This is a genomic window from Stenotrophomonas sp. Bg11-02 (assembly GCF_002836635.1).
GTDB classification, from domain to species: Bacteria; Pseudomonadota; Gammaproteobacteria; order Xanthomonadales; family Xanthomonadaceae; genus Stenotrophomonas; species Stenotrophomonas lacuserhaii.
In genome coordinates this window covers 18,673-41,451 of the sequence record NZ_PJAY01000055.1, presented here as the reverse complement: position 1 = coordinate 41,451, position 22,779 = coordinate 18,673, and the positions used below count along the sequence as shown (strand labels likewise).

Here is a 22,779-nt window from a genome sequence, read left to right as displayed (position 1 = left end):
CTAGGTCCTGTCGCAACACCCACTCCCCTTCACCCAAGAGGAATATCCATGTCCCTGATCAACACCCAGATCCAGCCGTTCGAAGCCAATGCGTATCTGAATGGCGAGTTCATCAAGGTTTCCGACCGCACCATGAAGGGCCAGTGGTCCGTCCTGATCTTCATGCCGGCCGCTTTCACCTTCAACTGCCCGACCGAAATCGAGGACGCGGCCGACCATTACGCCGAGTTCCAGAAGGCCGGTGCCGAGGTCTACATCGTCACCACCGATACCCACTTCTCGCACAAGGTCTGGCACGAAACCTCGCCGGCGGTGGGCAAGGCGCAGTTCCCGCTGGTCGGCGATCCGACCCACCAGCTGACCCGTGCCTTCGGCGTGCACATCGAAGAAGAAGGCCTGGCCCTGCGCGGCACCTTCATCATCAACCCGGAAGGCGTGATCAAGACCCTGGAGATCCATTCCAACGAGATCGCCCGTGACGTGTCCGAGACCCTGCGCAAGCTGAAGGCTGCCCAGTTCACCGCCGCCAACCCGAACCAGGTCTGCCCGGCCAAGTGGAAGGAAGGCGAGAAGACCCTGACCCCGTCGCTGGACCTGGTCGGCAAGATCTAAACGCCACACCTCGCTCCCATGCCCGCCCCACGCGGGCGTGGGGGTGAACCGAAGCCAGCCGCGCAAGCCAGCAGCCGCCAGCCCCTTCCACGCTGCTGTCTTCGGTTCACCCCTACCCCCTGCTGGTCCGCTACGCTCAGTCGCGGCGCCACGCCCCCGTTTTGCCTGAAGCCAGGAGAAGACCATGTTGGATGCCAACCTGCAGTCGCAGCTGAAGACCTATCTGGAGCGCGTGACGCGCCCGATCCAGATCACCGCGCATGCCGACGACGGCGCAAAGGCGCAGGAGATGCTGGAGCTGCTGACCACGATTGAAAGCCTGTCCGACCAGATCAGCCTGACCGTGCTGCGCGATGGCACTGGCCGGGTGCCCTCCTTCGACCTGGGCAGCCCGGGCCAGGACATCCACCTGACCTTCGCCGGCCTGCCGATGGGCCATGAGTTCACCTCGCTTGTGCTGGCCCTGTTGCAGGTGGGCGGCCACCCGTCCAAGGCGACAGCCGAAGTGATCGAGGCGGTGCAGAACCTGGAAGGCGAGTTCAAGTTTGAAACCTATTTCTCGCTGTCCTGCCAGAACTGCCCGGACGTGGTGCAGGCGCTGAACCTGGCCGCGGTGTTGAACCCGCGCATCCAGCACGTGGCGATCGACGGCGCCCTGTTCCAGGACGAAGTGGAACAGCGCCAGATCATGTCGGTGCCGACGGTCTACCTCAACGGTGAAGTGTTCGACCAGGGCCGGATGACGCTCGAGCAGATCGTGGCCAAGCTCGATACCGGTGCGGCCAAGCGCGATGCCGCCAAACTGTCGAGCAAGGATGCCTACGACGTGCTGGTGGTGGGCGGCGGCCCGGCCGGCGCGGCCGCAGCGATCTATGCCGCCCGCAAGGGCATCCGGACCGGCATCGCGGCCGAGCGTTTTGGCGGCCAGGTGCTGGACACCATGGCGATCGAGAACTTCGTTTCCGTCAAGGAGACCGAAGGCCCGAAGATGGCGATGGCACTGGAACAGCACGTGCGCGAGTACGACGTGGACATCATGAACCTGCAGCGCGCCACCGGCCTGGTGCCGGCCGGCGACGATGGGCTGGTACAGGTGCAGCTGGAGAACGGCGCGGTGCTGAAGTCGCGCACGGTGATCCTGTCCACCGGCGCGCGCTGGAGGCAGATGAACGTCCCCGGCGAAGACCAGTACCGCAACAAGGGCGTGGCGTACTGCCCGCACTGCGATGGCCCGCTGTTCAAGGGCAAGCGCGTGGCGGTGGTGGGCGGCGGCAATTCCGGCGTGGAAGCGGCGATCGACCTGGCCGGCCTGGTATCCCACGTCACGCTGCTGGAATTCGACGACAAGCTGCGCGCCGACGACGTGCTGCAGCGCAAACTGCGCAGCCTGGGCAACGTGACCGTGCTGACCAGCGCACAGACCACCGAAGTCCTGGGCGACGGGCAGAAAGTGACGGGGCTTGTCTACAAGGACCGTGTCGGCGGCGATTCACATCGGGTGGAACTGGAAGGCATCTTCGTGCAAATAGGACTGCTGCCCAATACCGAGTTCTTGACTGACGTCATCTCCCTCTCGCCGCGAGGTGAAATCGTCATCGATGATCGCGGCCAGACCAATCTGCCCGGAGTGTTTGCCGCCGGGGATTGCACGACCGTACCGTACAAGCAGATCATCATCGCCATGGGCGCTGGATCGACGGCCGCCTTGAGTGCCTTCGACCACCTGATCCGTACGTCCGTGACCAAGAGCAGCGGCGCTGTCGCCGAAGCTGCCTGACACAGGTTCCCAGATCACCGGGGACACCGCATGTCCGCTGGGTAGCCACGCCGTCCCGGTCCCTACCCAATGAGGTCTCAGGATGAACCTACGTGATCTGAAGTACCTGGTGGCCTTGGCCGACCATCGCCATTTCGGCAAGGCCGCCGCCGCGTGTTTCGTCAGTCAACCCACGCTTTCCACCCAGATCCGCAAGCTGGAAGAAGAGCTGGGGTTGCCGCTGGTGGAACGCGCCCCGCGCAAAGTGATGCTGACCCCCGCTGGCCTGGACGCTGCCGCGCGCGCCCGGGTCATCGTGGCCGAAGTGGAACAGATGAAGGAAGCGGCGCGCCGCAGCCGCGATCCGGAGGCAGGCGCGGTCCGGCTGGGGATATTCCCGACGCTGGGGCCCTACCTGCTGCCGCATGTGATTCCACGCATCCGCGAACGCTTCCCGCAGCTGGAGCTGCTGCTGGTCGAGGAAAAAAGCGACGTGCTGCTGGCCCGGCTGCGCGAAGGCAAGCTGGATGCCGCCCTGCTGGCGCTGCCGGTGCTGGATGACCAGCTGCACACCGAGTTCCTGTTCGAGGAGCCGTTCCTGCTTGCCGTGTCGGCCCAGCATCCGCTGGCCAACCGCCGCCAGCTGGATGTGCAGGAGCTGTCCGCGCAGCGCCTGCTGCTGCTGGAAGATGGCCACTGCCTGCGCGACCAGGCACTGGAAGTCTGCCGGCTGTTCGGCGCCAACGAGAAATCCGAGTTCCGTGCCACCAGCCTGGAGACGCTGCGCCAGATGGTCGCCGCCGACGTGGGCATCACATTGATGCCGACGCTGTCGGTGAAGCCGCCGGTTCCGCGTTCGGAGAACATCCGGCTGCTCGACCTGGTCGGTGACAACCCGCCCAGCCGCCGGATCGCGATGGCGTGGCGACGCAGCTCGGCGATGAGTGGGTTCCTGGAGCAGCTGGCCGACCAGTTCAAGCACTTGCCGGCGTCCCTGTTCACGTTGTCGGGTGGGCCGTTACCCCCTTCACGACAAGCCGCAAACGACATCAGCGCTCTGCCGGGCTGAGCCGCAGCCGAACAATGAAGAGGGCGGCGTGTGCGGGTGGGTCGATTCCTGCCCCGTTTGTCCCCACAATATGAATCAGGCGGCGCCAACTGGTGCCGCCTTTTGTATGTCCCTTTCAAGGAGTAGTTGCATGACCACCGCAAGCGGCCTGCCGCCGTCCATCACCGTTTCATCCCATGACCTGGCCCGCCTGGAGGCGTTGCTGGACTCTCCTGCTGCGAGCGCCTTGCCGGCTGCTGCGGCGTTGTCCGATGAACTGACCCGTGCCACCGTAGTGGCCCCTGGCGAGATGCCAGCCGGCATCGTCAAGATGCATTCGCGGGTTGAATGCGAAGACGCGACCACCGGCGACAAACACGTGCTGACCCTGGTCTATCCACGCGAAGCAAACGTCGACGAACATAAAGTGTCGGTGCTGGCACCGGTCGGCACCGCCCTGCTGGGCCTGTCCATCGGCCAGAGCATCGACTGGGATGCGCCGGGCGGACGCAAGCTGAAACTGCGCGTCACCGCGGTTCACGACGACGCACCCTGAAGAATTCCCGCTACCCGGCTGCGCCCCACGCGCGCCCGCACTGATGGAGCTGCAATGAGCACTACCCCGTCCAAACTGGCCCAGCTGCGCGAACTCTCCGTGGTGGTCGCCGATACTGGTGATTACGACGCCATCAAGCGGTTGCGACCGGTGGATTGCACCACCAACCCGACCCTGGTGAAGAAAGCGCTGGACCTGCCGGTCTATGCCGACCTGATCGCCCGCGAACTGGCCTGGGGCCGCGAACAGGGCGGTGAGCGCGAGAGCGTGGTCAACGCCGTGGCGGACCGCCTGACCGTCGGTGTCGGCACGCTGTTGAGCACGCTGGTGCCGGGCCGCGTGTCCACCGAGGTGGATGCGGACAAGTCACATGACACCGAGGCCACTGTCGCCAAGGCGCGCCGCTTCGTGCAGATGTATGCCGACGCCGGCGTGCCGCGCGAGAAGATCCTGATCAAGATCGCCGCGACCTGGGAAGGCATCGAAGCGGCACGCGTGCTGCAGGCCGAAGGCATCGATTGCAACCTGACGCTGATCTTCAATTCCACCCAGGCACTGGCCTGCAGCGAAGCCGGTGCGTTCCTGATCTCGCCCTTCGTTGGTCGCATCCTGGACTGGTACGTCGCCAACGGCCAGGCGCCTGCCAGCATCGATGAAGACCCCGGCGTGGTGTTCGTGCGCGGCGTGTATGCCGAGTTCAAGCGCCGCGGTTCGCCGACGGTGGTGATGGGCGCCTCGTTCCGTTCCACGGCGCAGATCGAAGCCTTGGCCGGCTGCGACCGCCTGACGGTTTCGCCGGACCTGCTGGAAAAGCTGGACGCCGAGCATGGCGAACTGCCACGCGCGCTGGTGGCGGGTGAGGCTGAAACCGTGGTGAGCACGCCGATCGATGGCGCGCGCTTTGCTGCTGACCTGGCCGCCGATCCGATGGCGACGGAGAAGCTGGCGACCGGGATCGAGGCGTTCGCAAAGGATCTGGAAAGCCTGCGGGCGCGGATCCGCGCGGAACTGTGATCTTGTCGGGGTGGTCGAACGGGTGAGACCCCCTCGCGGGTGGCTGCGTATAGTTGGCCACGTGCTTGGGGCCGGGCGGTGGGGCTGGTCGGGGGACGGCAAAAGCCGCTCCTGCGGGCCTCGTTTCGCGCCATCCATGGCGCTCTACGCCCCCGCCCAGCCCCACCGCCCGGCCCCCTGACAGGTTCCGGGAGCCGCCACCCGCGTGATAAAGAAGAAGAGCGGTAGCGCCGACCCATGGTCGGCGGAGTCCATCAGACCCCATTCCCCCACCATCCGCCGACCATGGGTCGGCGCTACCGAAGGGCCCATGGCCCCCATGGACCTGTCGCAGGTGGGGCGGGGTGGCTGTGCAGGACCGTCTTTTCGCATGGATGCGAAAAGCGAGCCTCCATGGACGGATTCACGGCGTGTCCTGCACAGCCACCCCGCCCCACCAAACCCTCAGCCCTGCAGCTGTTGCCGTTGCTGTTGCCGTTGCCGTCGGCTTCGAAGCCGCGCGCAAGCGCAGAAACTTCACCCGCCCTAGACCGGTCGATGAATAGGCTGGCGCTCCCTGAAACCCTGATCCTGGAGCGCGCCATGAAGATCCGCACCCTGACCACGTCCCTGTTGGCCTCCGCGCTGGTTCTCGGCCTGGCCGCCTGCAAGGGCCCCGAAGCCGAACAGGCGCGACAGGATGCCGCCCAGGCCGCCGACAGCGCCGGCGTCGCCGCACGTGATGCCGTCGATCGCGCCGCCGCCGCGACCCGCGATGCCACCGATGACGCCGCCGCCGCCTCCCGCGAAGCCGCCGCCGATACCCAGCAGGCACTGGACCGCGCAGCGGATTCGACCGCCGCCGCGGCAGCTGAAGCCAAGGTTGCCGCCAAGGATGCAGCCGCCAATGCCAGCGAAGCCACCGCCACCGCAGCGCAGAACGTGGCCGACAAGGCCCGCGACGTGGCCGACGACGCCAAGGACAACGCCGACCACAGCCAGCACTGATCGGTCCCCCTTCCAATTGGCGGGCGCCGGCGCAGGCCGGCGCCTTTCTTTTTGCCCCGGCTCAGGGCAGCGCGCGTGCCAGCATCGCCGCGCTGTCGATCCCCAGCGGCAACGTGCCGAAGGCCAGGCCGTGTTCACCGCCCAGTCGGCTGCGCACGAACGTGGCCGCCAACGGACTGCCTGCACGCAGCAGGATCGAGCCCTGCAGCAGCAGCGCCAGCCGCTCGCAGTACACACGCGCCAGCGCCGGCTCCGGTGGCAGCGCGTTCCACCAGCGCGACATGGCCTCGTCGAAGGTCGCATCTAGTCCACTGCCGGCCAGCAGTTCCTCATGCAGTGCCTGCAACGCCGCCGGCTCGCGCTGCAGCGCACGCAGCACGTCCAGGCACTGGATGTTGCCGCTGCCTTCCCATATCGAATTGAGCGGCGCCTGGCGGTACAGCCGTGGCAGCATCGACTCTTCCACGTAGCCCGCTCCGCCCAGGCATTCCTGCGCCTCATTGACGAACGCCGCCGCGCGCTTGCATACCCAGTACTTGCCCAGCGCGGTGCCGACCCGTGCCAACAGGGCCTGGCGCGGGTCGCGCGCGGCGCGGTCCACCGCCGCCGCCACATGCAGGGCCAGCGCGGTCGCCGCTTCGGATTCCAGTGCCAGGTCGGCCAACACGTTGGCCATCAGCGGGTGGTCACACAGGCGTTGTCCAAAGGTGTGCCGATGACGCGCGTGGTGCAGCGCCTGCGCCAGCGCCATGCGCATTTCCGCGGCAGCGCCGAGCATGCAGTCCAGCCGGGTCATCATCACCATGTGGATGATGGTTGCCACGCCGCGCCCTTCCTCGCCCACCCGCCAAGCCTGGGCGCCGGTGAATTCCACCTCGCTGGAGGCGTTGGACCAGTCGCCAAGCTTGTCCTTCAACCGCATCAACTGGAAAGCGTTGCGGTTGCCATCGGCCAGCCGCCGCGGCATCAGCAGGCAGGTCAGGCCTGCCGGCGCCTGTGCCAGCACCAGGAAGCCGTCGGACATCGGTGCGGAGAAGAACCACTTGTGCCCGACCAACCGATAGCTGCCATCCGCGCCGGGCTCGGCGACGGTGGCATTGGCGCGGACATCCGATCCGCCCTGCTTCTCGGTCATGCCCATGCCCAGGGTGATGCCGACCTTGTCGGCGATCGGCACATCGCGCGGGTCGTACACCGGCGCGGCCGCCTTGCGTGCCCACTCCGACAGCACCGGATGGTCGGCCAGCACTGCCACCGCAGCGTGGGTCATGGTCAGCGGGCAGCTGGTCCCGGCCTCGGCCTGGTGGTGCAGGTAACTCAGCGCGGCGCGCGCCACGTGCGCACCGGGCTGCGGCTCATGCCAGGACAACCCGGCCACGCCGTGTTCCTTGGCCGTGTGCAGCAACTGGTGGTACGCCGGATGAAACTCGACGGTGTCGATGCGGTGGCCTTGCGCATCGTGGGTGCGCAGGCGCGGTCGATCGCGGTTGGCATCGAAGCCGAGCCCGTACAGCGCATCGCCTGCGAGCCGTCCGTACGCTGCCAGGCGACCAGCGAAGGAGGACGCCCCGCCCCGGTCCACCGCTTCCACCAGCGCCGCATCATCGGCCCACAGGTGGCGCCCGGCGAACGCGGGCGGCTGGTTCTGCACGAGGTGGGTCTGGAACGGTGCTGCTTGGTCGCGCATGGTGGAACGCCTCCCTGGCCGCATGGCCCTTGATTCTGCCCCAGCGCGGGAGCGGCTGCTGTTCAGGCGGATTCTCACCTCCTGCACGAATGGCCCGGCACAGTGATGGCATGAGCAGACGCGACGATCTGGTGGTGCTGCGTCCGGAAGGACTGTACTGCCCCGCTGGCGATTTCCACATCGATCCATGGCGCCCGGTAGCGCGCGCGGTGATCACCCATGGTCACGGCGACCATGCCCGCGGCGGCATGCAGGAATACCACTGCAGCCCGTCCAGCGAGGCCATCCTGCGCTGGCGGCTGGGCGACGTACGCATCCACACCCACCGCTGGGGCGTGCCGTTCCGGATGGGCGGCGTGGAGGTCTCGCTGCATTCGGCCGGCCACGTGCTGGGCTCGGCACAGGTGCGCATCGACGACGGCGAGCAGGTCTGGGTGGCCTCCGGTGACTACAAGCGCCAGCCAGATCCCACCTGCGATCCGTTCGAAGTGGTGCCCTGCGATACGTTCATCACCGAAGCCACCTTCGCCTCGCCGATCTACCGCTGGCCGGATACCTCCGAGGTGGCCGCCGACATCGTCGCCTGGCGCCGCGAATGTGGCGAACGGGGCGAAGCGGCGATCCTGCTCTGCTATGCCTTGGGCAAGGCGCAGCGGGTGCTTGCCGAACTGTTGCCGCTGGACGACCAGCCGGCTTGGCTGCATGGGGCGATCGACAACGGCGTGCAGGTCTATCGCCAGGCCGGCATCCCGATGCTGGCCACCCAGGCGGTGGCCGAACAGGGTCGCCAGCCCGATTCGGCCGGCCGCCTGGTGCTGGCCCCGCCTTCGGCTGCGGGAACGCCGTGGGTGCGCCGCTTCGGCCGCCACCAGCTCGGGTTTGCCTCCGGTTGGATGCACCTGCGCGGCAACCGCCGCCGTCGCAACGTCGACCGCGGCTTCGTGGTGTCCGACCATGCCGACTGGCCGGCGCTGCTGCAGACCATCGCGCAGACCGGCGCCACCCGGATCATCGCCACCCACGGCAATACCGATGCATTGATCCGCTACCTGCGCGAAAACGGCACCGCCGCCGAAGCCTTCCGCACCGACTACGGGAGCGAGGAATGAAGGCCTTCGCCGATCTGTACCAGCGCCTGGACCGCAGCACCGCCACCGGCGACAAACGCGCCGCGCTGGTCGACTACTTCCGCCACGCGCCAGCGCACGACGCCGCTTGGGCGTTGTACCTGCTGAGCGGCGGCAAGGTCGGCGGTGCCCGTCGCAAGATCGCCGCCAGCGGTGAACTGCGCGCCTGGCTGGTAGACGAGTCCGGCCTGCCGGCATGGCTGGTCGAAGACAGCTACGAGCAGGTCGGCGACCTGGCCGAAACGCTGACCCTGCTGGTGGATGAGCCGCGCCAGCCAGCGCCGGATCGCCCCTTGGTGGACTGGATCGAGACCCATCTGCTGGCCGTGGCCAACCAGGACGAATCAGTCCGCCGCGCCGCAGTGGAAACCGGCTGGCGCACGCTGCCTGCGCCGCAGCGGCTGGTGTTCAACAAACTGCTGACCGGCGCGTTGCGGGTCGGCGTATCGCAGCGTCTGGTGCAACAGGCGCTGGCCGAACTGTCCGGGCTGGATATCGCCCGCATCGCCCAGCGCATGCTCGGCGACTGGGTGCCCTCGCCCACGCTGCTGGCAACGCTGTTGACGCACGAAGAACTGCCGCTGGACCGCCAGCAGCCCTCCCCCTTCTTCCTCGCATCGCCACTGGAAGCGGACGTGCAGACGCTGGGTCCGGTCGCCGGCTGGCTGCTGGAATGGAAGTGGGATGGCATCCGCCTGCAGCTGCTGCGCCGGCAGGGTGAAGTCGCGCTGTGGTCACGCGGCGAAGAGCGGCTGGACGGGCGTTTTCCGGAAATCGAACAGGCCGCCGCCGCACTCCCCGATGGCTGCGTGATCGACGGTGAGCTGCTGGCCTGGGATGCGCAGGAGGATCTGCCGCGTGCCTTCACCGCCCTGCAGACGCGCATCCAGCGGCGCAAGCCGGGGCCGGCGACGCTGCGCAGCACGCCGGTCCGTGTGCTCGCCTACGATCTGCTGGAAGAAGGCGGCGAAGACCTGCGCAACGTGCCGTTGCAGCAGCGCCGGCAACGCCTGGCTGCGCTGCTCGGCGCGCTGGATGATCCGCGCCTGCAGCTGTCCCCGCAGGTCCATGCCGAGGACTGGCAGCACGCGGCCACCCTGCGTGAACAAGCCCGCGTGCGCGGCGTGGAAGGCCTGATGCTCAAGCGTGCCGATTCGGTCTACCAGGCCGGTCGCCGCCGTGGTGACTGGTGGAAGTGGAAGGTGGATCCGCTGACCATCGATGCGGTGCTGCTGTACGCGCAGGCGGGCCATGGGCGGCGCAGCACGCTGTACACCGATTACACCTTCGGGGTCTGGAAGGGTGACGAACTGGTGCCGGTCGCCAAGGCCTACTCCGGCCTGGACGACAAGGAAATCCTCGCGCTGGATCGCTGGATCCGCGCCAACACGCGCGAACGCTTCGGCCCGGTGCGCAGCGTGCGTGCCGAACAGGTGTTCGAGCTGGGCTTCGAAGCGGTCAATGTCAGCAAGCGGCACAAGTCCGGCATCGCCGTGCGCTTCCCGCGCATCCTGCGCTGGCGCCAGGACAAGCCCGCCGCCGAAGCCGACCATCTCCAACAGCTGCAGGCCCTTGCGCGATGACCGCAGCAGAGGCGCTCAAGCGCCTGCAGGGGTTCTTCGCCGAGCGCGGCTGGCGGCCGCTGCCGTTCCAGCGCACGATGTGGCGGCACTACCTGGCCGGTCAGTCCGGCCTGCTGCACACGCCCACCGGCAGCGGCAAGACCCTGGCGATGTTCGGCGGTCCGTTGCTGCAGGCGCTGGTCGATCCGCTGCCCGTGCCGGCCCGTCGCAGCGCTGTGCGGCCATTGCAGGTGCTTTGGGTGACCCCCCTGCGTGCGCTGGCCACGGACACCGCACGCGCACTGCAGGCGCCGTTGAAGGCCATTGGGCTGGACTGGCAGGTGGGCCTGCGCAGCGGCGATGCCAGCAGCCGCGACAAACGCCTCGCCCGCGAAGGCCGGTTGGACGTCCTGGTCACCACCCCGGAATCGCTGGCGCTGCTGCTGAGCTACCAAGATACGCTGGCGCGCATGCGCCAGCTGCGCTGCGTGGTGGTGGACGAATGGCATGAACTGCTGGGCAGCAAGCGCGGCGTGCTGCTGCAGCTCAACCTGGCCCTGCTGCGCGACACCGCACCGGCGATGCAGCTGTGGGGCCTGTCGGCCACGCTGGGCAACCTGCCGCAGGCCCGCGAGGTGCTGCTGCCTGATCGTCCGGATGCGGTGACCGTGGAGGGGGCCAGGCCGCGCCCAGTCCGTGTGCGCAGCCTGCTGCCCGAGCCGGGCGAGCGCTTCCCGTGGGCCGGCCACCTGGGACTGGGGCAGCTGCCGCGCGTGCTGCAGGCGCTGATGGGCGCCCGCAGCAGCCTGCTGTTCACCAATACCCGCGCGCAGGCCGAACTCTGGCACCAGGCGCTGGCTGCGGTGTGGCCCGAAGACAGCGCCACCCTGGCGCTGCACCATGGCTCGCTGGATCCCGCATTACGCCAGCAGGTGGAGGACGGACTACGCGCTGGCGCCCTGCGCTGCGTGGTCGCCACCTCCAGCCTGGACCTGGGCGTGGATTTCCCCGAAGTGGAACAGGTGCTGCAGCTGGGCAGCCCGAAGGGCGTGGCACGGCTGCGGCAGCGCGCCGGACGCGCGCGGCATCGCCCCGGCGCCAGTGGCGAGATCCTCTGCGTGCCCAGCCACGCACTGGAGCTGGCCGAGTATGCTGCCGCGCGCCGCGCCCTCGCCGCGGGCGTGGTCGAGGCACGGCGGCCACTTCGGCTGTCGCTGGACGTGCTGGCCCAGCACTGCATCAGCCGCGCGCTGGCCGGCGGCTTCGAAGCGGGCGCGCTGCTCGCCCAGGTCCGCCGCACGCATGCCTTCGCGCAACTCAGCGACGCGCAGTGGCAGGACGTGCTGTTGTTCATCGTGCAGGGCGGGCGTGCGCTGGCGCAGTACCCCGATTTCCACAAGGCGGTGCAGGACGAAGATGGCATCTACCGCGTGCACGACCGCCGCCAGGCACTGCGCCATCGCCTTTCCATCGGCACCATCAGCAGCGACGGCAGCGTGCGCGTGCAGTTCCTGCGTGGCGGCAGCCTGGGCGCGGTGGAAGAGCAGTTTGCCGGCCGCCTGCGCCGGGGTGATCGCTTCCAGTTCGCCGGCCGCCTGCTCGAACTGGTACAGCTGAAGGACATGACCGCCTACGTGCGCGTGGCGCGCGGTGGGGAAGGCGTGGTGCCGCGCTGGCAGGGCGGCCAGCTGGCGTTGTCGCCGTCGCTGGGGCGCGAACTGGAAGCGGTGCTGGGCGGCGCCGACGACAGCCCGGAATCGCGCTGGCTGGCACCCCTGCTGGCCCTGCAGGACACCCTGTCGGCGCGGCCTGCACCGGGTCACCTGCTGGTGGAAGACGTGCGTCGTCGCGAAGGCCAGTTCCTGTTCGTGTACCCGTTCGCCGGCCGCCACGTGCATGAAGCGCTTGCGGCGCTGCTGGCGCTGCGCTGCACGCGGCTGCAGCGCAACAGCATCGGCTATGCGGTGAACGACCACGGGCTGGTGCTGGCGCCGGCACTGCCCGTCGAACTGGATGCGGCGCAGTGGGCCGGACTGCTGGACCCTGGCGCGCTGCTTGATGACCTGCGTGCGGCGGTCAACCTGGGGGAGCTGGCACGCCGCCAGTTCCGCGGCATCGCCCGGGTGTCGGGCCTGCTGGTACCCAGCCTGCCCGGCGGCATGCCGCGTTCCCTGCGCCAGCTGCAGGCCTCCGCCGGCCTGCTGTACGACGTGCTGCGCGAACACGATCCGGAACACATGCTGCTGCAGCTGGCCGAGCGCGAAGTACTGCATGACAGTCTGGACGTGGACGGACTGCGCGAGGCGCTGCAGCGGATGCTGGGCCGGGCGCTGTCGCTGCAGGCGCCGCGCTCGCTGACGCCGCTGGGCTTCCCGCTGTGGGCCGAACGGCTGCGCGGCCAGCTGAGCAACGAAGACTGGCGCACGCGCGTGCTGCGTGCTGCGCAACAACTGGAAAAGCGCAATGCCCGATGACCTTGTCCTGCGGCTGGCCGGCGAAGAGGTGATCCTGCTCGGCGAGCGCGCTCTGCGGATACCGCGACTGCACGCGCTGCTGATCGCCGACCTGCACCTGGGCAAGGCGGACATCTTCCGCCGCGCCGGCATCGCGCTGCCGGTGGGCGGCACCGCCGCCGACCTGCAGCGGCTGCAGCAGCTGGTTGAACGTACCGCCTGCGAGCAGCTGTGGATCCTGGGCGATGTGCTGCACGGCCCGCTGCATCGCGCGCCTTGGTACAGCCACTGGCTGGCATGGCGCGAGCAGTTGCCCCGGCTTGCGGTCCACGTGGTGCGTGGCAACCACGACCGCGCGCTGTCCGAAGCCGCCCTGCAGGTGCAGGTGCACGAGGAGCAGGCCGCACTGGGTCCGTTCCTGCTGCGCCACGAACCGGAGCCGGATGCGCAGGCCCACGTGATTGGTGGCCACCTGCATCCGCTGGCCGCGCTGCCGGGGTTGCCGCGTCGGTTGCCGGCCTTTTGGCTGCGCGATGGGGTGACGGTGCTGCCGGCGTTCTCGCAGTTCACGGCGGGGGTGGCGCCGGTGTTGGCGGCCGGCGAGCGGTTGGTCGCATGCGTGGATGCTGCCGCGGTGCTGTTGCCTTCGCGGTAGGTGGGTCGAACGGGTGAGACCCCCTCGCGGATGGCTGCTGCGAAAAGCTGGTTGCGTGCGTAGCGCCGGGTGGGTGGGTTGTCCGGGACACGCCGCAAGTACGTCCCTGTAGGCTACTGTTCGGCTCCTGCCTCACAGTGTCCCGGACAACCCACCCACCCGGCGCCCTGACGGATTCCGGTGGCCGCCCGCCGCGTAAAAAGAAAAAGAAAAGCGGTAGCGCCGACCCGCAGGGTGCCGGTCAGGACGACCGGCATACCCATGTTCGGCGGAATCCATCAGACCCCATTTCCCCACAAAATCCGCCGACCATGGGTCGGCGCTACCCCTGCTCTGTCCAGGGCCACCATGGACCTGTCGAAGGTGGGACGGGGTGGCTGTGCAGGACCGTCTTTTCGCATGGATGCGAAAAGCGAGCCTCCATGGACGGATTCACGGCGTGTCCTGCACAGCCACCCCGCCCCACCCACAAGCAGCCCTGCAGCTCTGGCTCTGGCTCTGGCTCTGGCTCAAGCTTCAAGCCCGCGCGCAGCGCAGAACACTCACGCGACCGCCAGCATCTCCGGCATCAGTCGAAAATCCGGCCCGCCGCTTTCCACCCGCCGCGGCAACGCCCGGATCGTGGCCAGCATCTCCTGGGCGCACGTGCGGATGTATCCGTGCTGCTCCGGGGAGGAATGACTGATCAGGCTGCCGACATGGAATTCGAAGACATCTTCCAGCACGTCCGGCTGGTCTTCGTGCAACATCTGCAGCAACCCGCGCAGTTTGCAGATTTCCGATTCCAGCGCTTCAGCCGAGAACAACATGGGGGACTCCTTGCATGCGGCTCGCCCGAGCCAGAGGGGGCAGCAGCACGGGCCGCCCGCCGGGGCGCGATGCAGGATCACGGAACAGTGCGGGGACCACGCGGTGCGTGCGTACCCTGCTGTTGTGCCATGACCGGGGTGAGCCGACCGTCAACTCCGGTCATGGCGGCGTTCACGCCGCAGACAACGCAACCTGCGCTGCAGCCTCGCGCGGCGCGCCCAGCGCATCGATGAATGCAGGATCCAGCGGTAGTTTTCCCAGCCAGCCGCGCTGGGTGCCACTTAGCACGCGCAGCATGTGGCCGCGACCGCCTGGCAGGCGCCCCATCGGCCCCAGCAGCACGTCCCGGGCCTTCGACCAGGCATCGCGGTCGGACTGGAACAACGGCGTCAGCCAGCGGCTCCAGTAGTGGTATACGGCCACGTGGGCGCGTCGCTGCGCCTGGTAGGCCTGCAGGGCGGCCTCGCCCTTGCCGTGAACGCGCAGCGCGTCACGCAGGGCCAGCGCGTCCAGCAGCGCCATGTTCACCCCCTGCCCCAGCTGCGGGCTCATGGAATGCGCGGCATCGCCGGCCAGCACCAGCCGGCCGTTGTGCCAGCGCCGCATCACCGCATCGCGGTAGGAGGCACGCGCCAGCTGCCCGGCCTGCTGCAGGTGGGCGAAGCGCGGGCCGGCCTCCGGCCACAGCGCATGCAGTTCATCCAGCCACGGCTGCAGGCCATCGGCCTCCCATCGCGCAAAGTCTTCGCGTGGCAGGCTCCAGAAGAAGCTCAGCCGCGGCGTGGCATCCCCGGGGCGCGTGCCCACCGGCAACAGCCCGATCATCTTGCGCGCCGCAACGTAGCGCTGGCGCAGTTCGCTCACATGCGGCCAATCTTCCGCCGGCAACAGGCACCACAGCGCGCCCCACGGGTAGACCCGGTCCAGCGACGTCCCCCCGACCTGCGCGCGCAGGGCCGATGCCGAGCCGTCGGCGGCGATCACCAGGTCGTACGGACCGTGCTGCCGCCCCTCGCCGTCGCGCAGCAGCCCACGCTCGTGGTCGACCGCTGTGACGGTGACGCCTGCATGCAGCTGCCCGAGGCCCTCACGCGCCTGGTCCAGCAGCTGGAACAGCGCGCCACGCTGCATGCCCAATCCGTGCAGGCGCGCATCCAGGCCGTCGTAGCCCATGTCCATCACGGCGCGCCCGCAGGGCGTGTCGCCATGCAGGCGGTGCACCGGTGCGGCGTGCGCGCGTACCGCATCCAGCAGGCCCATCTGCCACAGCACCTGCAGGCCGCTGGGCTGCAGCAGGAAGCCGGCGCCGACCGGCCCGGGGTGGGGCGCGCGCTCGAAGATGTCGACGTGGTGTTCGTCGCGGGACAACAGAATGGCCAATGCCTGGCCAGCGGTGCCGTAGCCGATGACGGCGATGCGCATGCGGGGATCCATCCTGCGATTGTGCCTGATCCGCGCGGCAGGCAAAAAAAAACCCCGCCGAGGCGGGGTTCTCCAACACGCGACTGGATGGATCAGGCGGGCTGGATGTTGGATGCCTGGTCGCCCTTCGGGCCCTGGGTCTTTTCGAAGGTGACTTTCTGGCCTTCCTGCAGGGACTTGAAGCCGTTGCCCTGGATGGCGGAGAAGTGCGCGAACAGATCAGCGCCGCCGTCGTCCGGAGTAATAAAGCCAAATCCCTTGGCGTCGTTGAACCACTTCACGGTACCTGTTGCCATGTTGATGCGAGACCTTTGCAATGAATGGGTGGTGTGCGCAAAAACCCTGCGCACGGGGCGAGTATGCAAACCTTGCCCGAGGATGACAATCACCCCCGTGCCAATTCCCCGATCAGCTCGGGCAATCCGTTGGACGCGGCCTGCACGTTGGACAGCACTTCGGCCATCGTGATTTCCTCCCCATCGCCACACCCGGCGGCCCAGTTGGCCACGATCGCAAGGCAGGCGTAGTCGAGTCCGAGCTCGCGTGCCAAGGCCGCTTCGGGCATCCCGGTCATGCCGACCAGATCGCAGCCGTCACGGCGCAGACGCGCGATTTCCGCAATGGTTTCAAGGCGGGGGCCCTGCGTTGCAGCATAACAACCGCCGTCGTGCACCGTGACGCCGGTCACTTTTGCGGCGGCAAGAATTTTGCTTCGCAGCATCGGCGTATACGGGTGACCGAAGTCCACGTGCAGGACCTCGCTGCCCGCCTCTTCACACACGGTGGAGATCCGGCCCCAGGTGTAGTCGATGATCTGGTCCGGGCAGGCCAGCACGCGCGGCCCGAAGGCATCGCCGATGCCGCCGACCGTATTCAGCGCCAGCACGCGCGACGCGCCGATCTGCTGCAGTGCGGCAAGATTGGCGCGGTAGTTGATCTTGTGCGGGGGCAGCGAATGACCCTCGCCGTGGCGGGCCAGGAAAGCGACCCGGTGGCCCAGCAGGCTGCCAACGCGGATCGGGCCGGAGGGCGTACCGAAGCGGGTTTGGACCTCGTGGGTCTGCACGTCATCCAGCGTGGCGAGGTTGTAGACACCGGTGCCGCCGATGACCGCCAGGGCGATGGGCTGCATCAGCCTTCCTTCATCGCGTAGATCGCCGGCACGCAGCGCAGCGTCTCGTTGACGTCCATCCCGAAGCCGAATACATAACGGTCCGGCAGCTCCACGCCGGAATAGTCGGCCTGCACGTCAGGCAGCGCGCGGTCGTGCTTCTTCACCGTCAGCGCGGCGATGCGCACGTCGGTGGCACCCTGCTCCAGGCACCAGGTGCGCACGCCCTGCAGGGTGTAGCCCTCGTCCAGGATGTCGTCCACCAGCAGCACGCGGCGGCCGAACAGCGCGGTGGCCGGCTTGTGCTTCCACACCAGGTCACCACCGGTGGTTTCACCGCGGTAACGCGTGGCGTGCAGGTAATCGAACTGCACGTCCTGGCCGCGCGCGCCCAGTTCCAGGGCCAGTTGGCCGGCGAACGGCAGCGCGCCATGCATGATCGACAGGAACAGCGGCACTTCGCCCTTGTAATCGCTGGCGATGGCATCGGCGATGCGGCCGATGGCCTGGTCGATGGTGGGGCGGTCGACCAGCAGGTCAGCCTGTTCCAAGGCCTGGGAAATGGTGAGGTTGGGCATCAGACGGTTCTTCCAGAGGATTCAAGAAAACGGGTTCGGGTGTCGCCATGCCGGGCATCGGCCAGCAGGCCGTCCCAGCCAAGCGCGCCGCGGCCGATCAGGCCGAGCAGCGCGGCGGTGTTCGAGGTTCGATGCTGCATGGCCTGCAGCGCATCGTCCACCAGCTCGGGATGGCAGACCAGCACCACATCGCAGCCTGCATCCAGGTGGGCGTCGACGCGGGCCTTCACGCCGCCGGCGCTGAACGAGGCGGCCATGCCGATGTCATCGGAAAACACTACGCCTCGGAAGCCGAGCTGCCCACGCAGGATGTCCTGGACCCAACGCCGCGAGTAGCCTGCCGGTTCCGGAGCCACCTGGGGGTAGATGACGTGGGCCATCATCACCGCGTCGGCGCCGGCGGCAATGCCGGCCACGAAGGGCACCAGGTCGCGCGCCTGCAGTTCATCCAGCCCGCGTGGATCGATCGCGGTGTCGACATGGGTGTCTTCCAGCACGCTGCCATGGCCGGGGAAATGCTTGAGCGTGGCGGCCATGCCAGCGCTGTGCATGCCGCGCACGTAGGCGGCGGTGAAGGCGGCCACCACCTGCGGATCGTCGCTGAACGCGCGATCACCAATGGCGCGGTTGCCGTGACCCAGGTCCACCACCGGCGCGAAGCTCAGGTCCACGCCACTGGCGCGCACCTCGCTGGCCATCAGCCAGGCGTGCTGTTCGGCGGCGGCCAGCGCGGCCTGTGGATCCTGTGCGTAGCCCAGGCCGAGCTGCTGCAGCGGCGGCAGATTGGTGAAGCCTTCGCCGAAGCGCTGCACGCGCCCGCCTTCCTGGTCCACGCAGATCAACTGCGGACGCGGTGCGGCCTCACGGATCGCGGCGGACAGCGCGGCGATCTGCTGGCGGGAGGCGAAGTTGCGCTTGAACAGCACCACGCCGGCCACGGCATCGTGCTGCAGCCACTCACGCTCCTGGGCGGTCAGTTCGGTACCGGCAACGCCGATCAGCAGCATGTTCAGGTCTCCACGGCAGGCGCCACGATGGCGCAGCGCCGCATTGTCGCAGAAGCGTGGCCCAGCGTCAGACCTTGCAGCCGTCCGGGCCACACCCGTCTTCAGCGTCCAGCGCGCCGGAAGCGGCGGCTTGGTCGTGTTCGGCGGCGATCTGGCGCAGCGCCTGGGCGATCGCTTCCGGCGATTGCGCACCCTGGATTGCCCAACGGCCGTCGATGACGAAGGTCGGCACCGAGGTGATGCCGATGGCATGGGCGTGCTGCAGGCCTTGCTGCACCTCGTCCAGCCCGAGGTCCGAGCCAAGCATCGCCTGGATGTCCTCAGCGGCCAGTCCGCCCTCGACTCCGGCCTGGACCAGCACCTGCGGATCGGCCAGGTTGCGCCCGTGTTCGAAATGCGCGCGGAACAGCGCCTCGCCCACCGCATCCTGGACCCCCTGCTGCCCGGCCAGCCATAGCACGCGGTGCGCCTGCAGCGTGGTCACGCGGACCTGGCCACGGCTGAAATCCATCGGCAGGCCTTCGGCCTGGGCAGTCGCCTGGGTCTGGCCCAGCAATTGGTCGGTGCGCTCGACACCGCCGAACTTGCGCGCGTAGGCCTCACGCAGCGGCACCGGCGTGGTGTCGGCATCCGGATCCAGCTGGAACGGCTGCCAGCGCACCTGCAGCGCGGGCACCTCATCGCCGAGCAGCGCCAGACCCTGCGCGAAACGGTGCTTGCCGATCCAGCACCACGGACACACCACGTCGGAATAGATATCGATCTTCATCCCCGAGACATGGGGACGGCCGCGCCCCGAAAAAGGGGGCGGACGGGATCACGCGGTTTCGGCCAAGCCGTGACACGCCGGCAACGACTTACTCCCCGCCGTCGCCTTTCTCTTCGGGAGACCACCGGGTGTAAGGGTGGGAAGCCAGCGCTACGTTGTAGTAGCGGGCCTGGTCGGTGACTTCGCGGCCGGCCCACGCGGGCAGGCTGATCGCCTGCTCAGCGTCATCCAGTTCCACTTCGGCCACCACCAGCCCGGCGTTGTCGCCGAGGAACTCGTCCACTTCCCACAGCAGGCCGTCGTGCTGCACCAGGTGGCGGCGCTTGTCGATCAGCCCGCCCACGCACAGCGCCAGCAGCTCACGCGCGTCCTGCACCGGAATCGGATACTCGAATTCCTGGCGGCTGCGGCCCAGCGTGCGCGACTTCAGGTTCAGCGCCGCGCCGTCACCTTCGATGCGCACCCGCACCGAGGCGTTCTGGTCGCCCCGGTCCAGCGCGCCCATGTCGTTGATATAGCCCTGCGCCATCGGGATGACCGCATGCGCCGCGGCCCGCCAGCCATCACCGGTGACGAGGAATTTCCGTTCGATTTCAATGCCCATGGGGTGATTATGCGGGAACGGCGTGACGACCAACGGTCGTCACCCACCACGCCCAACGGTCGTCCCCCCCCCGATCAGGCTTTTTCGAACACCGCGATGCTTTCCACGTGCGCGGTATGCGGGAACATGTCCATCGCCCCGGCACTGACCAGGGTGAAGCCACGCTCCTTGACCAGGTAGCCGGCATCGCGCGCCAGCGAACCCGGATGGCAACTGACGTAGACGATGCGCTTGAACTGCTCCAGCGGCAGCTGCTGCAGCACTTCGATGGCACCCGAGCGCGGCGGATCCAGCAGCAGCTTGTCGAAGCCTTCCAGCATCCACGAGGCCTGGCTCTGGTCCTGGGTCAGGTCGGCGGCATGGAAGCTGGCATTGGCCAGCCCATTGCGCTGCGCGTTCTCCTTCGCCCGGGCCACCAGCCCGGCATCGCCTTCCACGCCGACCACTTCGCGCACGCCGCGGGCCAGCGGCAGGGTGAAGTTGCCCAGCCCGCAGAACAGGTCCAGCACGCGCTCGTCCGGGCGGGCATCCAGCAGCGCCAGCGCATGCTCGATCATCTTCACGTTGAGGTTGGCATTGACCTGGATGAAGTCCAGCGGGCGGAACGCCAGCTCCACGTCCCACGGTGCCAGCCGGAACGACAGCGGGACCTCCTGCGGCCACAGCGGGTGGACCGAATCCACGCCGTCGGGCTGCAGGAAGATGGCGAATCGGTGTTCCTGCCCGAACGCGATCCAGGCCGCGCGATCGGACTCGCTGAGCGGCTGCATGTGGCGGATGGTGAGCGCGATCGCGTCGTCGCCGGCGATGAATTCGATCTGCGGGATGTCGCGACGGCCATCCAGCGATTCGACGAACGCGGACAGCACCGACACCTTGGTGCCGATCTCCGGGATCACCGTCAGGCACTGCGACAGGTCCGCCACGAAGCGCGGATCCAGCTCGCGGAAGCCGACCAGGGTCTTGTCCTTCTTCTCGACCCGACGCACAGAGAAGCGTCCCTTGCGGCGATAGCCCCAGCTGTCGCCCACCAGCGGGGGCAGCACCTGCTGCGGCTGCACGTGGCCGATGCGCTGCAGGTTGTCCATCAGCACCCGCTGCTTGGCCACGATCTGCTCGCTTTCTTCCAGATGCTGCAGCACGCAGCCGGCACAGACGCCGAAATGCGGACACTTCGGCTGCACGCGCAGCGGCGAGGCTTCCACCACTTCGACGGTGCGCGCCTGGTCGAAATGCTTGCTGCGCGCGGTCTGTTCGGCCATCACCACTTCACCCGGCAGCGCGCCGGTGATGAAGGTGACCTTGCCACCTTCGCCATCACGGCGGGCAACGCCGCGGCCGTCGTGGCTCAGGTCGAGGATGTCGGTTCTGAAGAGGGTGCGGTCGATGCGGGAACGTTGACGGGCCACGTGGCGAAGGGCTGCGTGTGAAAAAGGGCGCGTATTGTCTCAGATGAGGGCGAAAGTCGCCTCTCCACCCTTGCAAGGCGGCGCGCGGTGGTTAATATGCAGCGTAGCTGACATGGAGGCAGCCTTATGCAGACGAATACGCCGCGCCCCGCGCGCCCCCGTTTCCTGCTGGTCGAGGACGACATCATCACGTGTGGTTTCCTCAAGGCCGCGCTGGAAACCTTGCCAGCGGACGTGGATACCGCCGACTCGCTCAACGCCGCGCTGGCCCGGGCCCATGTGCGGCACTACGACCTGTGGCTGATCGATGCGAACCTGCCCGATGGCCATGGCAGCGAGCTGCTGCAGCAGTTGCGCCGGCTGCACCCGGACACCCCGGCACTGGCACATACCGCCGATCGCGACGCGTCCGCACACGGGCGCCTGCGGGATGCGGGATTCGGCGACATCCTGGTCAAGCCGCTGGGCCGCGATGCCCTGCTCAAGGGCGTGCGTCGCAGCCTGGGCCAAGGGGCCCTCTACCGCGTGGACAGCGCGCCGATCCAGGCCATGGTGCTGAACGAAGCACAGGACTGGGATGAGATCACCGCGCTGGCCGCCCTGAACGGGCAACGCAACCACCTGGTGGCGCTGCGCGAGCTGTTCCTGGCCGAGTTGCCAAGTGTGCGGGATGCCGTCGACCAGGCCGTGGACCGCCATGACGAGCCGGCCCTGCGCAACCAGCTGCACCGGCTGCAGGCCAGTTGTGGATTCGTCGGTGCTGCCCGGCTGAGCCGCGCGGTGCGCACCCTGCACCAGATGCCGGCCTCGCACATGGCCCAGGCCAGCTTCCGCGATGCGGTAGCCGCGCTGCTGCACTGAGGGAGCCCCTCAGCGGCGGCGTGCCAGGTCGTCCAGCAGTTCCCAGGATTTCAGCCCACGCGATCCCAGGTGGTAGGCCAGCACCACCCGCATCGGCAGGCGCAGGCTGGCCAGGTCGTCGGCGCCGGGTTCTTCATCGCGCGCCAGCGCCAGCAGCGCGGCCCCGGTTGCCGTCCCCCTCCGCCCTTCCCCATCGCGTTCGCTGAGCAACCGCCGGGGCCCCTCCTGCGGATCCAGCAGATACCGCGCGGCCGGGTCCACCGCGCTGCCATCGCTGGCGACGGCCAGGTCGAAACCCACCCCCAGCGCTTCCAGCAGGTCGCGTTCGAAACGGCGCAGGCTCCAGGCCAGCGAAAGCTCCAGGCTGAGCCGCGCGCGCACCTCGCCGTAGGCCCGGTACAGGTCCGGCAGCGGGTCGTGACGCGGCGCCAGCCGCATCACCAGTTCATTGAGGTAGAAGCCGGCCAGCATGTCATTGCCGGTCAGGCGCGGTGCGGCGTCCAGCGCCTCGGCACCGCGCAGCTGCGCCAGGTCGCCACGCTGCACCGCGTCGAAGCGGATCCACTGCAGCGGCTGCAGCGCCGCGCGCAGCACCTGTCCTTTCGCACTGGAAACGCCGCGGGCGAGCAGGCCCAGGCGCCCGTGCGAGGCGCTGAGCACCTCCACCAGCAGGCTGGTCTCGCGGTAAGCCCGCGCGTGCAGGACAAAGCCCGGTTCGGACGCGATCTCCATCAGGGCCGGCCCCGCAGGC

General features: G+C 68.2%; 22 protein-coding genes. 11 read left to right on the top strand and 11 right to left on the bottom strand.

Going from position 1 to position 22,779, the window contains the following annotated elements:
• Nucleotides 1-48 precede the first annotated feature (48 nt).
• From ahpC to CXG43_RS08715, 6 genes are all read left to right on the top strand, one after another.
• Nucleotides 49-612: an alkyl hydroperoxide reductase subunit C gene (ahpC, locus tag CXG43_RS08740; protein ID WP_101099619.1), complete on the top strand. Its 564-nt coding sequence runs from the start codon at nt 49-51 to the stop codon at nt 610-612.
• 184 nt (nt 613-796) lie between these two features.
• Nucleotides 797-2,389 (top strand): alkyl hydroperoxide reductase subunit F, encoded by a 1,593-nt coding sequence (ahpF, locus tag CXG43_RS08735; protein WP_101099618.1) that lies wholly within the window; start codon nt 797-799, stop codon nt 2,387-2,389.
• 82 nt (nt 2,390-2,471) lie between these two features.
• Nucleotides 2,472-3,437, top strand: a complete 966-nt coding sequence (locus tag CXG43_RS08730) for a LysR substrate-binding domain-containing protein (protein ID WP_232767699.1) — start codon at nt 2,472-2,474, stop codon at nt 3,435-3,437.
• Nucleotides 3,438-3,567: 130 nt separating this feature from the next.
• Nucleotides 3,568-3,972, top strand: coding sequence for a nucleoside diphosphate kinase regulator (rnk, locus tag CXG43_RS08725; RefSeq protein WP_101099617.1), 405 nt, complete (start codon nt 3,568-3,570; stop codon nt 3,970-3,972).
• Between the two features lie 54 nt (nt 3,973-4,026).
• Nucleotides 4,027-4,986, top strand: coding sequence for a transaldolase (locus CXG43_RS08720; protein WP_101099616.1), 960 nt, complete (start codon nt 4,027-4,029; stop codon nt 4,984-4,986).
• Between the two features lie 582 nt (nt 4,987-5,568).
• Complete coding sequence (locus CXG43_RS08715) at nt 5,569-5,973, top strand: hypothetical protein (RefSeq protein ID WP_042613274.1); 405 nt, start codon at nt 5,569-5,571, stop codon at nt 5,971-5,973.
• A 61-nt stretch (nt 5,974-6,034) separates the two neighbouring features.
• Here the strand turns inward: CXG43_RS08715 and CXG43_RS08710 are convergent, their stop codons facing one another.
• Nucleotides 6,035-7,660 (bottom strand): acyl-CoA dehydrogenase family protein, encoded by a 1,626-nt coding sequence (locus tag CXG43_RS08710; RefSeq protein ID WP_101099615.1) that lies wholly within the window; start codon nt 7,658-7,660, stop codon nt 6,035-6,037.
• A 110-nt stretch (nt 7,661-7,770) separates the two neighbouring features.
• Between CXG43_RS08710 and CXG43_RS08705 the strand changes: the two genes are divergently transcribed.
• From CXG43_RS08705 to pdeM, 4 genes are read left to right on the top strand one after another with little or no spacing between them, the layout of a single operon-like run.
• On the top strand, nt 7,771-8,769 hold the full coding sequence (locus tag CXG43_RS08705) for a ligase-associated DNA damage response exonuclease (RefSeq protein ID WP_101099651.1): 999 nt from the start codon (nt 7,771-7,773) through the stop codon (nt 8,767-8,769).
• On the top strand, nt 8,766-10,370 hold the full coding sequence (locus CXG43_RS08700) for an ATP-dependent DNA ligase (RefSeq protein ID WP_101099614.1): 1,605 nt from the start codon (nt 8,766-8,768) through the stop codon (nt 10,368-10,370). The genes CXG43_RS08705 and CXG43_RS08700 overlap by 4 nt, the downstream gene beginning before the upstream one ends.
• Nucleotides 10,367-12,823, top strand: a complete 2,457-nt coding sequence (locus CXG43_RS08695; protein ID WP_101099613.1) for a ligase-associated DNA damage response DEXH box helicase — start codon at nt 10,367-10,369, stop codon at nt 12,821-12,823. Before CXG43_RS08700 ends, CXG43_RS08695 begins: the two co-directional genes overlap by 4 nt.
• Nucleotides 12,813-13,457 carry a ligase-associated DNA damage response endonuclease PdeM gene (gene pdeM / locus CXG43_RS08690; RefSeq protein ID WP_101099612.1) on the top strand — a complete coding sequence of 215 codons (645 nt, stop codon included), beginning with the start codon at nt 12,813-12,815 and terminating at the stop codon, nt 13,455-13,457. Before CXG43_RS08695 ends, pdeM begins: the two co-directional genes overlap by 11 nt.
• Before the next feature lie 542 nt (nt 13,458-13,999).
• Here the strand turns inward: pdeM and CXG43_RS08685 are convergent.
• The 9 genes from CXG43_RS08685 to rlmD all read right to left on the bottom strand — a co-directional run bounded on the left by CXG43_RS08685 (nt 14,000) and on the right by rlmD (nt 21,167).
• The gene (locus CXG43_RS08685; protein WP_101099611.1) at nt 14,000-14,266 is read right to left on the bottom strand and encodes a hypothetical protein; all 267 of its coding nucleotides are present in this window, start codon (nt 14,264-14,266) and stop codon (nt 14,000-14,002) included.
• Nucleotides 14,267-14,438: 172 nt separating this feature from the next.
• Nucleotides 14,439-15,701: an NAD(P)/FAD-dependent oxidoreductase gene (locus tag CXG43_RS08680; RefSeq protein ID WP_101099610.1), complete on the bottom strand. Its 1,263-nt coding sequence runs from the start codon at nt 15,699-15,701 to the stop codon at nt 14,439-14,441.
• A gap of 80 nt (nt 15,702-15,781) precedes the next feature.
• Nucleotides 15,782-15,985, bottom strand: coding sequence for a cold-shock protein (locus CXG43_RS08675; protein ID WP_042614976.1), 204 nt, complete (start codon nt 15,983-15,985; stop codon nt 15,782-15,784).
• Between the two features lie 89 nt (nt 15,986-16,074).
• Nucleotides 16,075-16,821, bottom strand: coding sequence for an S-methyl-5'-thioinosine phosphorylase (locus CXG43_RS08670; protein ID WP_101099609.1), 747 nt, complete (start codon nt 16,819-16,821; stop codon nt 16,075-16,077).
• Nucleotides 16,821-17,378, bottom strand: coding sequence for a hypoxanthine-guanine phosphoribosyltransferase (locus CXG43_RS08665; protein ID WP_101099608.1), 558 nt, complete (start codon nt 17,376-17,378; stop codon nt 16,821-16,823). Before CXG43_RS08665 ends, CXG43_RS08670 begins: the two co-directional genes overlap by 1 nt.
• Nucleotides 17,378-18,385: a beta-N-acetylhexosaminidase gene (gene nagZ / locus CXG43_RS08660; protein ID WP_101099607.1), complete on the bottom strand. Its 1,008-nt coding sequence runs from the start codon at nt 18,383-18,385 to the stop codon at nt 17,378-17,380. The genes CXG43_RS08665 and nagZ overlap by 1 nt, the downstream gene beginning before the upstream one ends.
• A gap of 67 nt (nt 18,386-18,452) precedes the next feature.
• Complete coding sequence (locus CXG43_RS08655; RefSeq protein ID WP_101099606.1) at nt 18,453-19,154, bottom strand: DsbA family oxidoreductase; 702 nt, start codon at nt 19,152-19,154, stop codon at nt 18,453-18,455.
• A gap of 88 nt (nt 19,155-19,242) precedes the next feature.
• Nucleotides 19,243-19,758, bottom strand: a complete 516-nt coding sequence (locus CXG43_RS08650) for a CYTH domain-containing protein (RefSeq protein ID WP_101099605.1) — start codon at nt 19,756-19,758, stop codon at nt 19,243-19,245.
• A 74-nt stretch (nt 19,759-19,832) separates the two neighbouring features.
• A complete protein-coding gene (gene rlmD / locus CXG43_RS08645; RefSeq protein ID WP_101099604.1) occupies nt 19,833-21,167 on the bottom strand; it encodes a 23S rRNA (uracil(1939)-C(5))-methyltransferase RlmD in 1,335 nt (444 codons plus the stop codon).
• Nucleotides 21,168-21,293: 126 nt separating this feature from the next.
• Between rlmD and CXG43_RS08640 the strand changes: the two genes are divergently transcribed.
• Nucleotides 21,294-22,028, top strand: a complete 735-nt coding sequence (locus CXG43_RS08640; RefSeq protein WP_101099603.1) for a response regulator — start codon at nt 21,294-21,296, stop codon at nt 22,026-22,028.
• A gap of 9 nt (nt 22,029-22,037) precedes the next feature.
• Here CXG43_RS08640 and recO read toward each other — a convergent pair whose 3' ends face one another.
• On the bottom strand, nt 22,038-22,760 hold the full coding sequence (gene recO / locus CXG43_RS08635) for a DNA repair protein RecO (RefSeq protein WP_101099602.1): 723 nt from the start codon (nt 22,758-22,760) through the stop codon (nt 22,038-22,040).
• Nucleotides 22,761-22,779 lie beyond the last annotated feature (19 nt).

Coding starts and splice junctions, on each gene's coding strand:
- ahpC (WP_101099619.1), top strand. CDS start 49: ATGTCCCTGATCAACACCCAGATCCAGCCGTTCGAAGCCAATGCGTAT.
- ahpF (WP_101099618.1), top strand. CDS start 797: ATGTTGGATGCCAACCTGCAGTCGCAGCTGAAGACCTATCTGGAGCGC.
- CXG43_RS08655 (WP_101099606.1), bottom strand. CDS start 19,154: ATGAAGATCGATATCTATTCCGACGTGGTGTGTCCGTGGTGCTGGATC.
- recO (WP_101099602.1), bottom strand. CDS start 22,760: ATGGAGATCGCGTCCGAACCGGGCTTTGTCCTGCACGCGCGGGCTTAC.
- CXG43_RS08705 (WP_101099651.1), top strand. CDS start 7,771: ATGAGCAGACGCGACGATCTGGTGGTGCTGCGTCCGGAAGGACTGTAC.
- CXG43_RS08665 (WP_101099608.1), bottom strand. CDS start 17,378: ATGCCCAACCTCACCATTTCCCAGGCCTTGGAACAGGCTGACCTGCTG.
- CXG43_RS08710 (WP_101099615.1), bottom strand. CDS start 7,660: ATGCGCGACCAAGCAGCACCGTTCCAGACCCACCTCGTGCAGAACCAG.
- CXG43_RS08715 (WP_042613274.1), top strand. CDS start 5,569: ATGAAGATCCGCACCCTGACCACGTCCCTGTTGGCCTCCGCGCTGGTT.
- CXG43_RS08700 (WP_101099614.1), top strand. CDS start 8,766: ATGAAGGCCTTCGCCGATCTGTACCAGCGCCTGGACCGCAGCACCGCC.
- CXG43_RS08650 (WP_101099605.1), bottom strand. CDS start 19,758: ATGGGCATTGAAATCGAACGGAAATTCCTCGTCACCGGTGATGGCTGG.
- CXG43_RS08675 (WP_042614976.1), bottom strand. CDS start 15,985: ATGGCAACAGGTACCGTGAAGTGGTTCAACGACGCCAAGGGATTTGGC.
- CXG43_RS08730 (WP_232767699.1), top strand. CDS start 2,472: ATGAACCTACGTGATCTGAAGTACCTGGTGGCCTTGGCCGACCATCGC.
- pdeM (WP_101099612.1), top strand. CDS start 12,813: ATGCCCGATGACCTTGTCCTGCGGCTGGCCGGCGAAGAGGTGATCCTG.
- CXG43_RS08680 (WP_101099610.1), bottom strand. CDS start 15,701: ATGGATCCCCGCATGCGCATCGCCGTCATCGGCTACGGCACCGCTGGC.
- CXG43_RS08685 (WP_101099611.1), bottom strand. CDS start 14,266: ATGTTGTTCTCGGCTGAAGCGCTGGAATCGGAAATCTGCAAACTGCGC.
- rnk (WP_101099617.1), top strand. CDS start 3,568: ATGACCACCGCAAGCGGCCTGCCGCCGTCCATCACCGTTTCATCCCAT.
- CXG43_RS08695 (WP_101099613.1), top strand. CDS start 10,367: ATGACCGCAGCAGAGGCGCTCAAGCGCCTGCAGGGGTTCTTCGCCGAG.
- CXG43_RS08670 (WP_101099609.1), bottom strand. CDS start 16,821: ATGCAGCCCATCGCCCTGGCGGTCATCGGCGGCACCGGTGTCTACAAC.
- CXG43_RS08720 (WP_101099616.1), top strand. CDS start 4,027: ATGAGCACTACCCCGTCCAAACTGGCCCAGCTGCGCGAACTCTCCGTG.
- CXG43_RS08640 (WP_101099603.1), top strand. CDS start 21,294: ATGCAGACGAATACGCCGCGCCCCGCGCGCCCCCGTTTCCTGCTGGTC.
- nagZ (WP_101099607.1), bottom strand. CDS start 18,385: ATGCTGCTGATCGGCGTTGCCGGTACCGAACTGACCGCCCAGGAGCGT.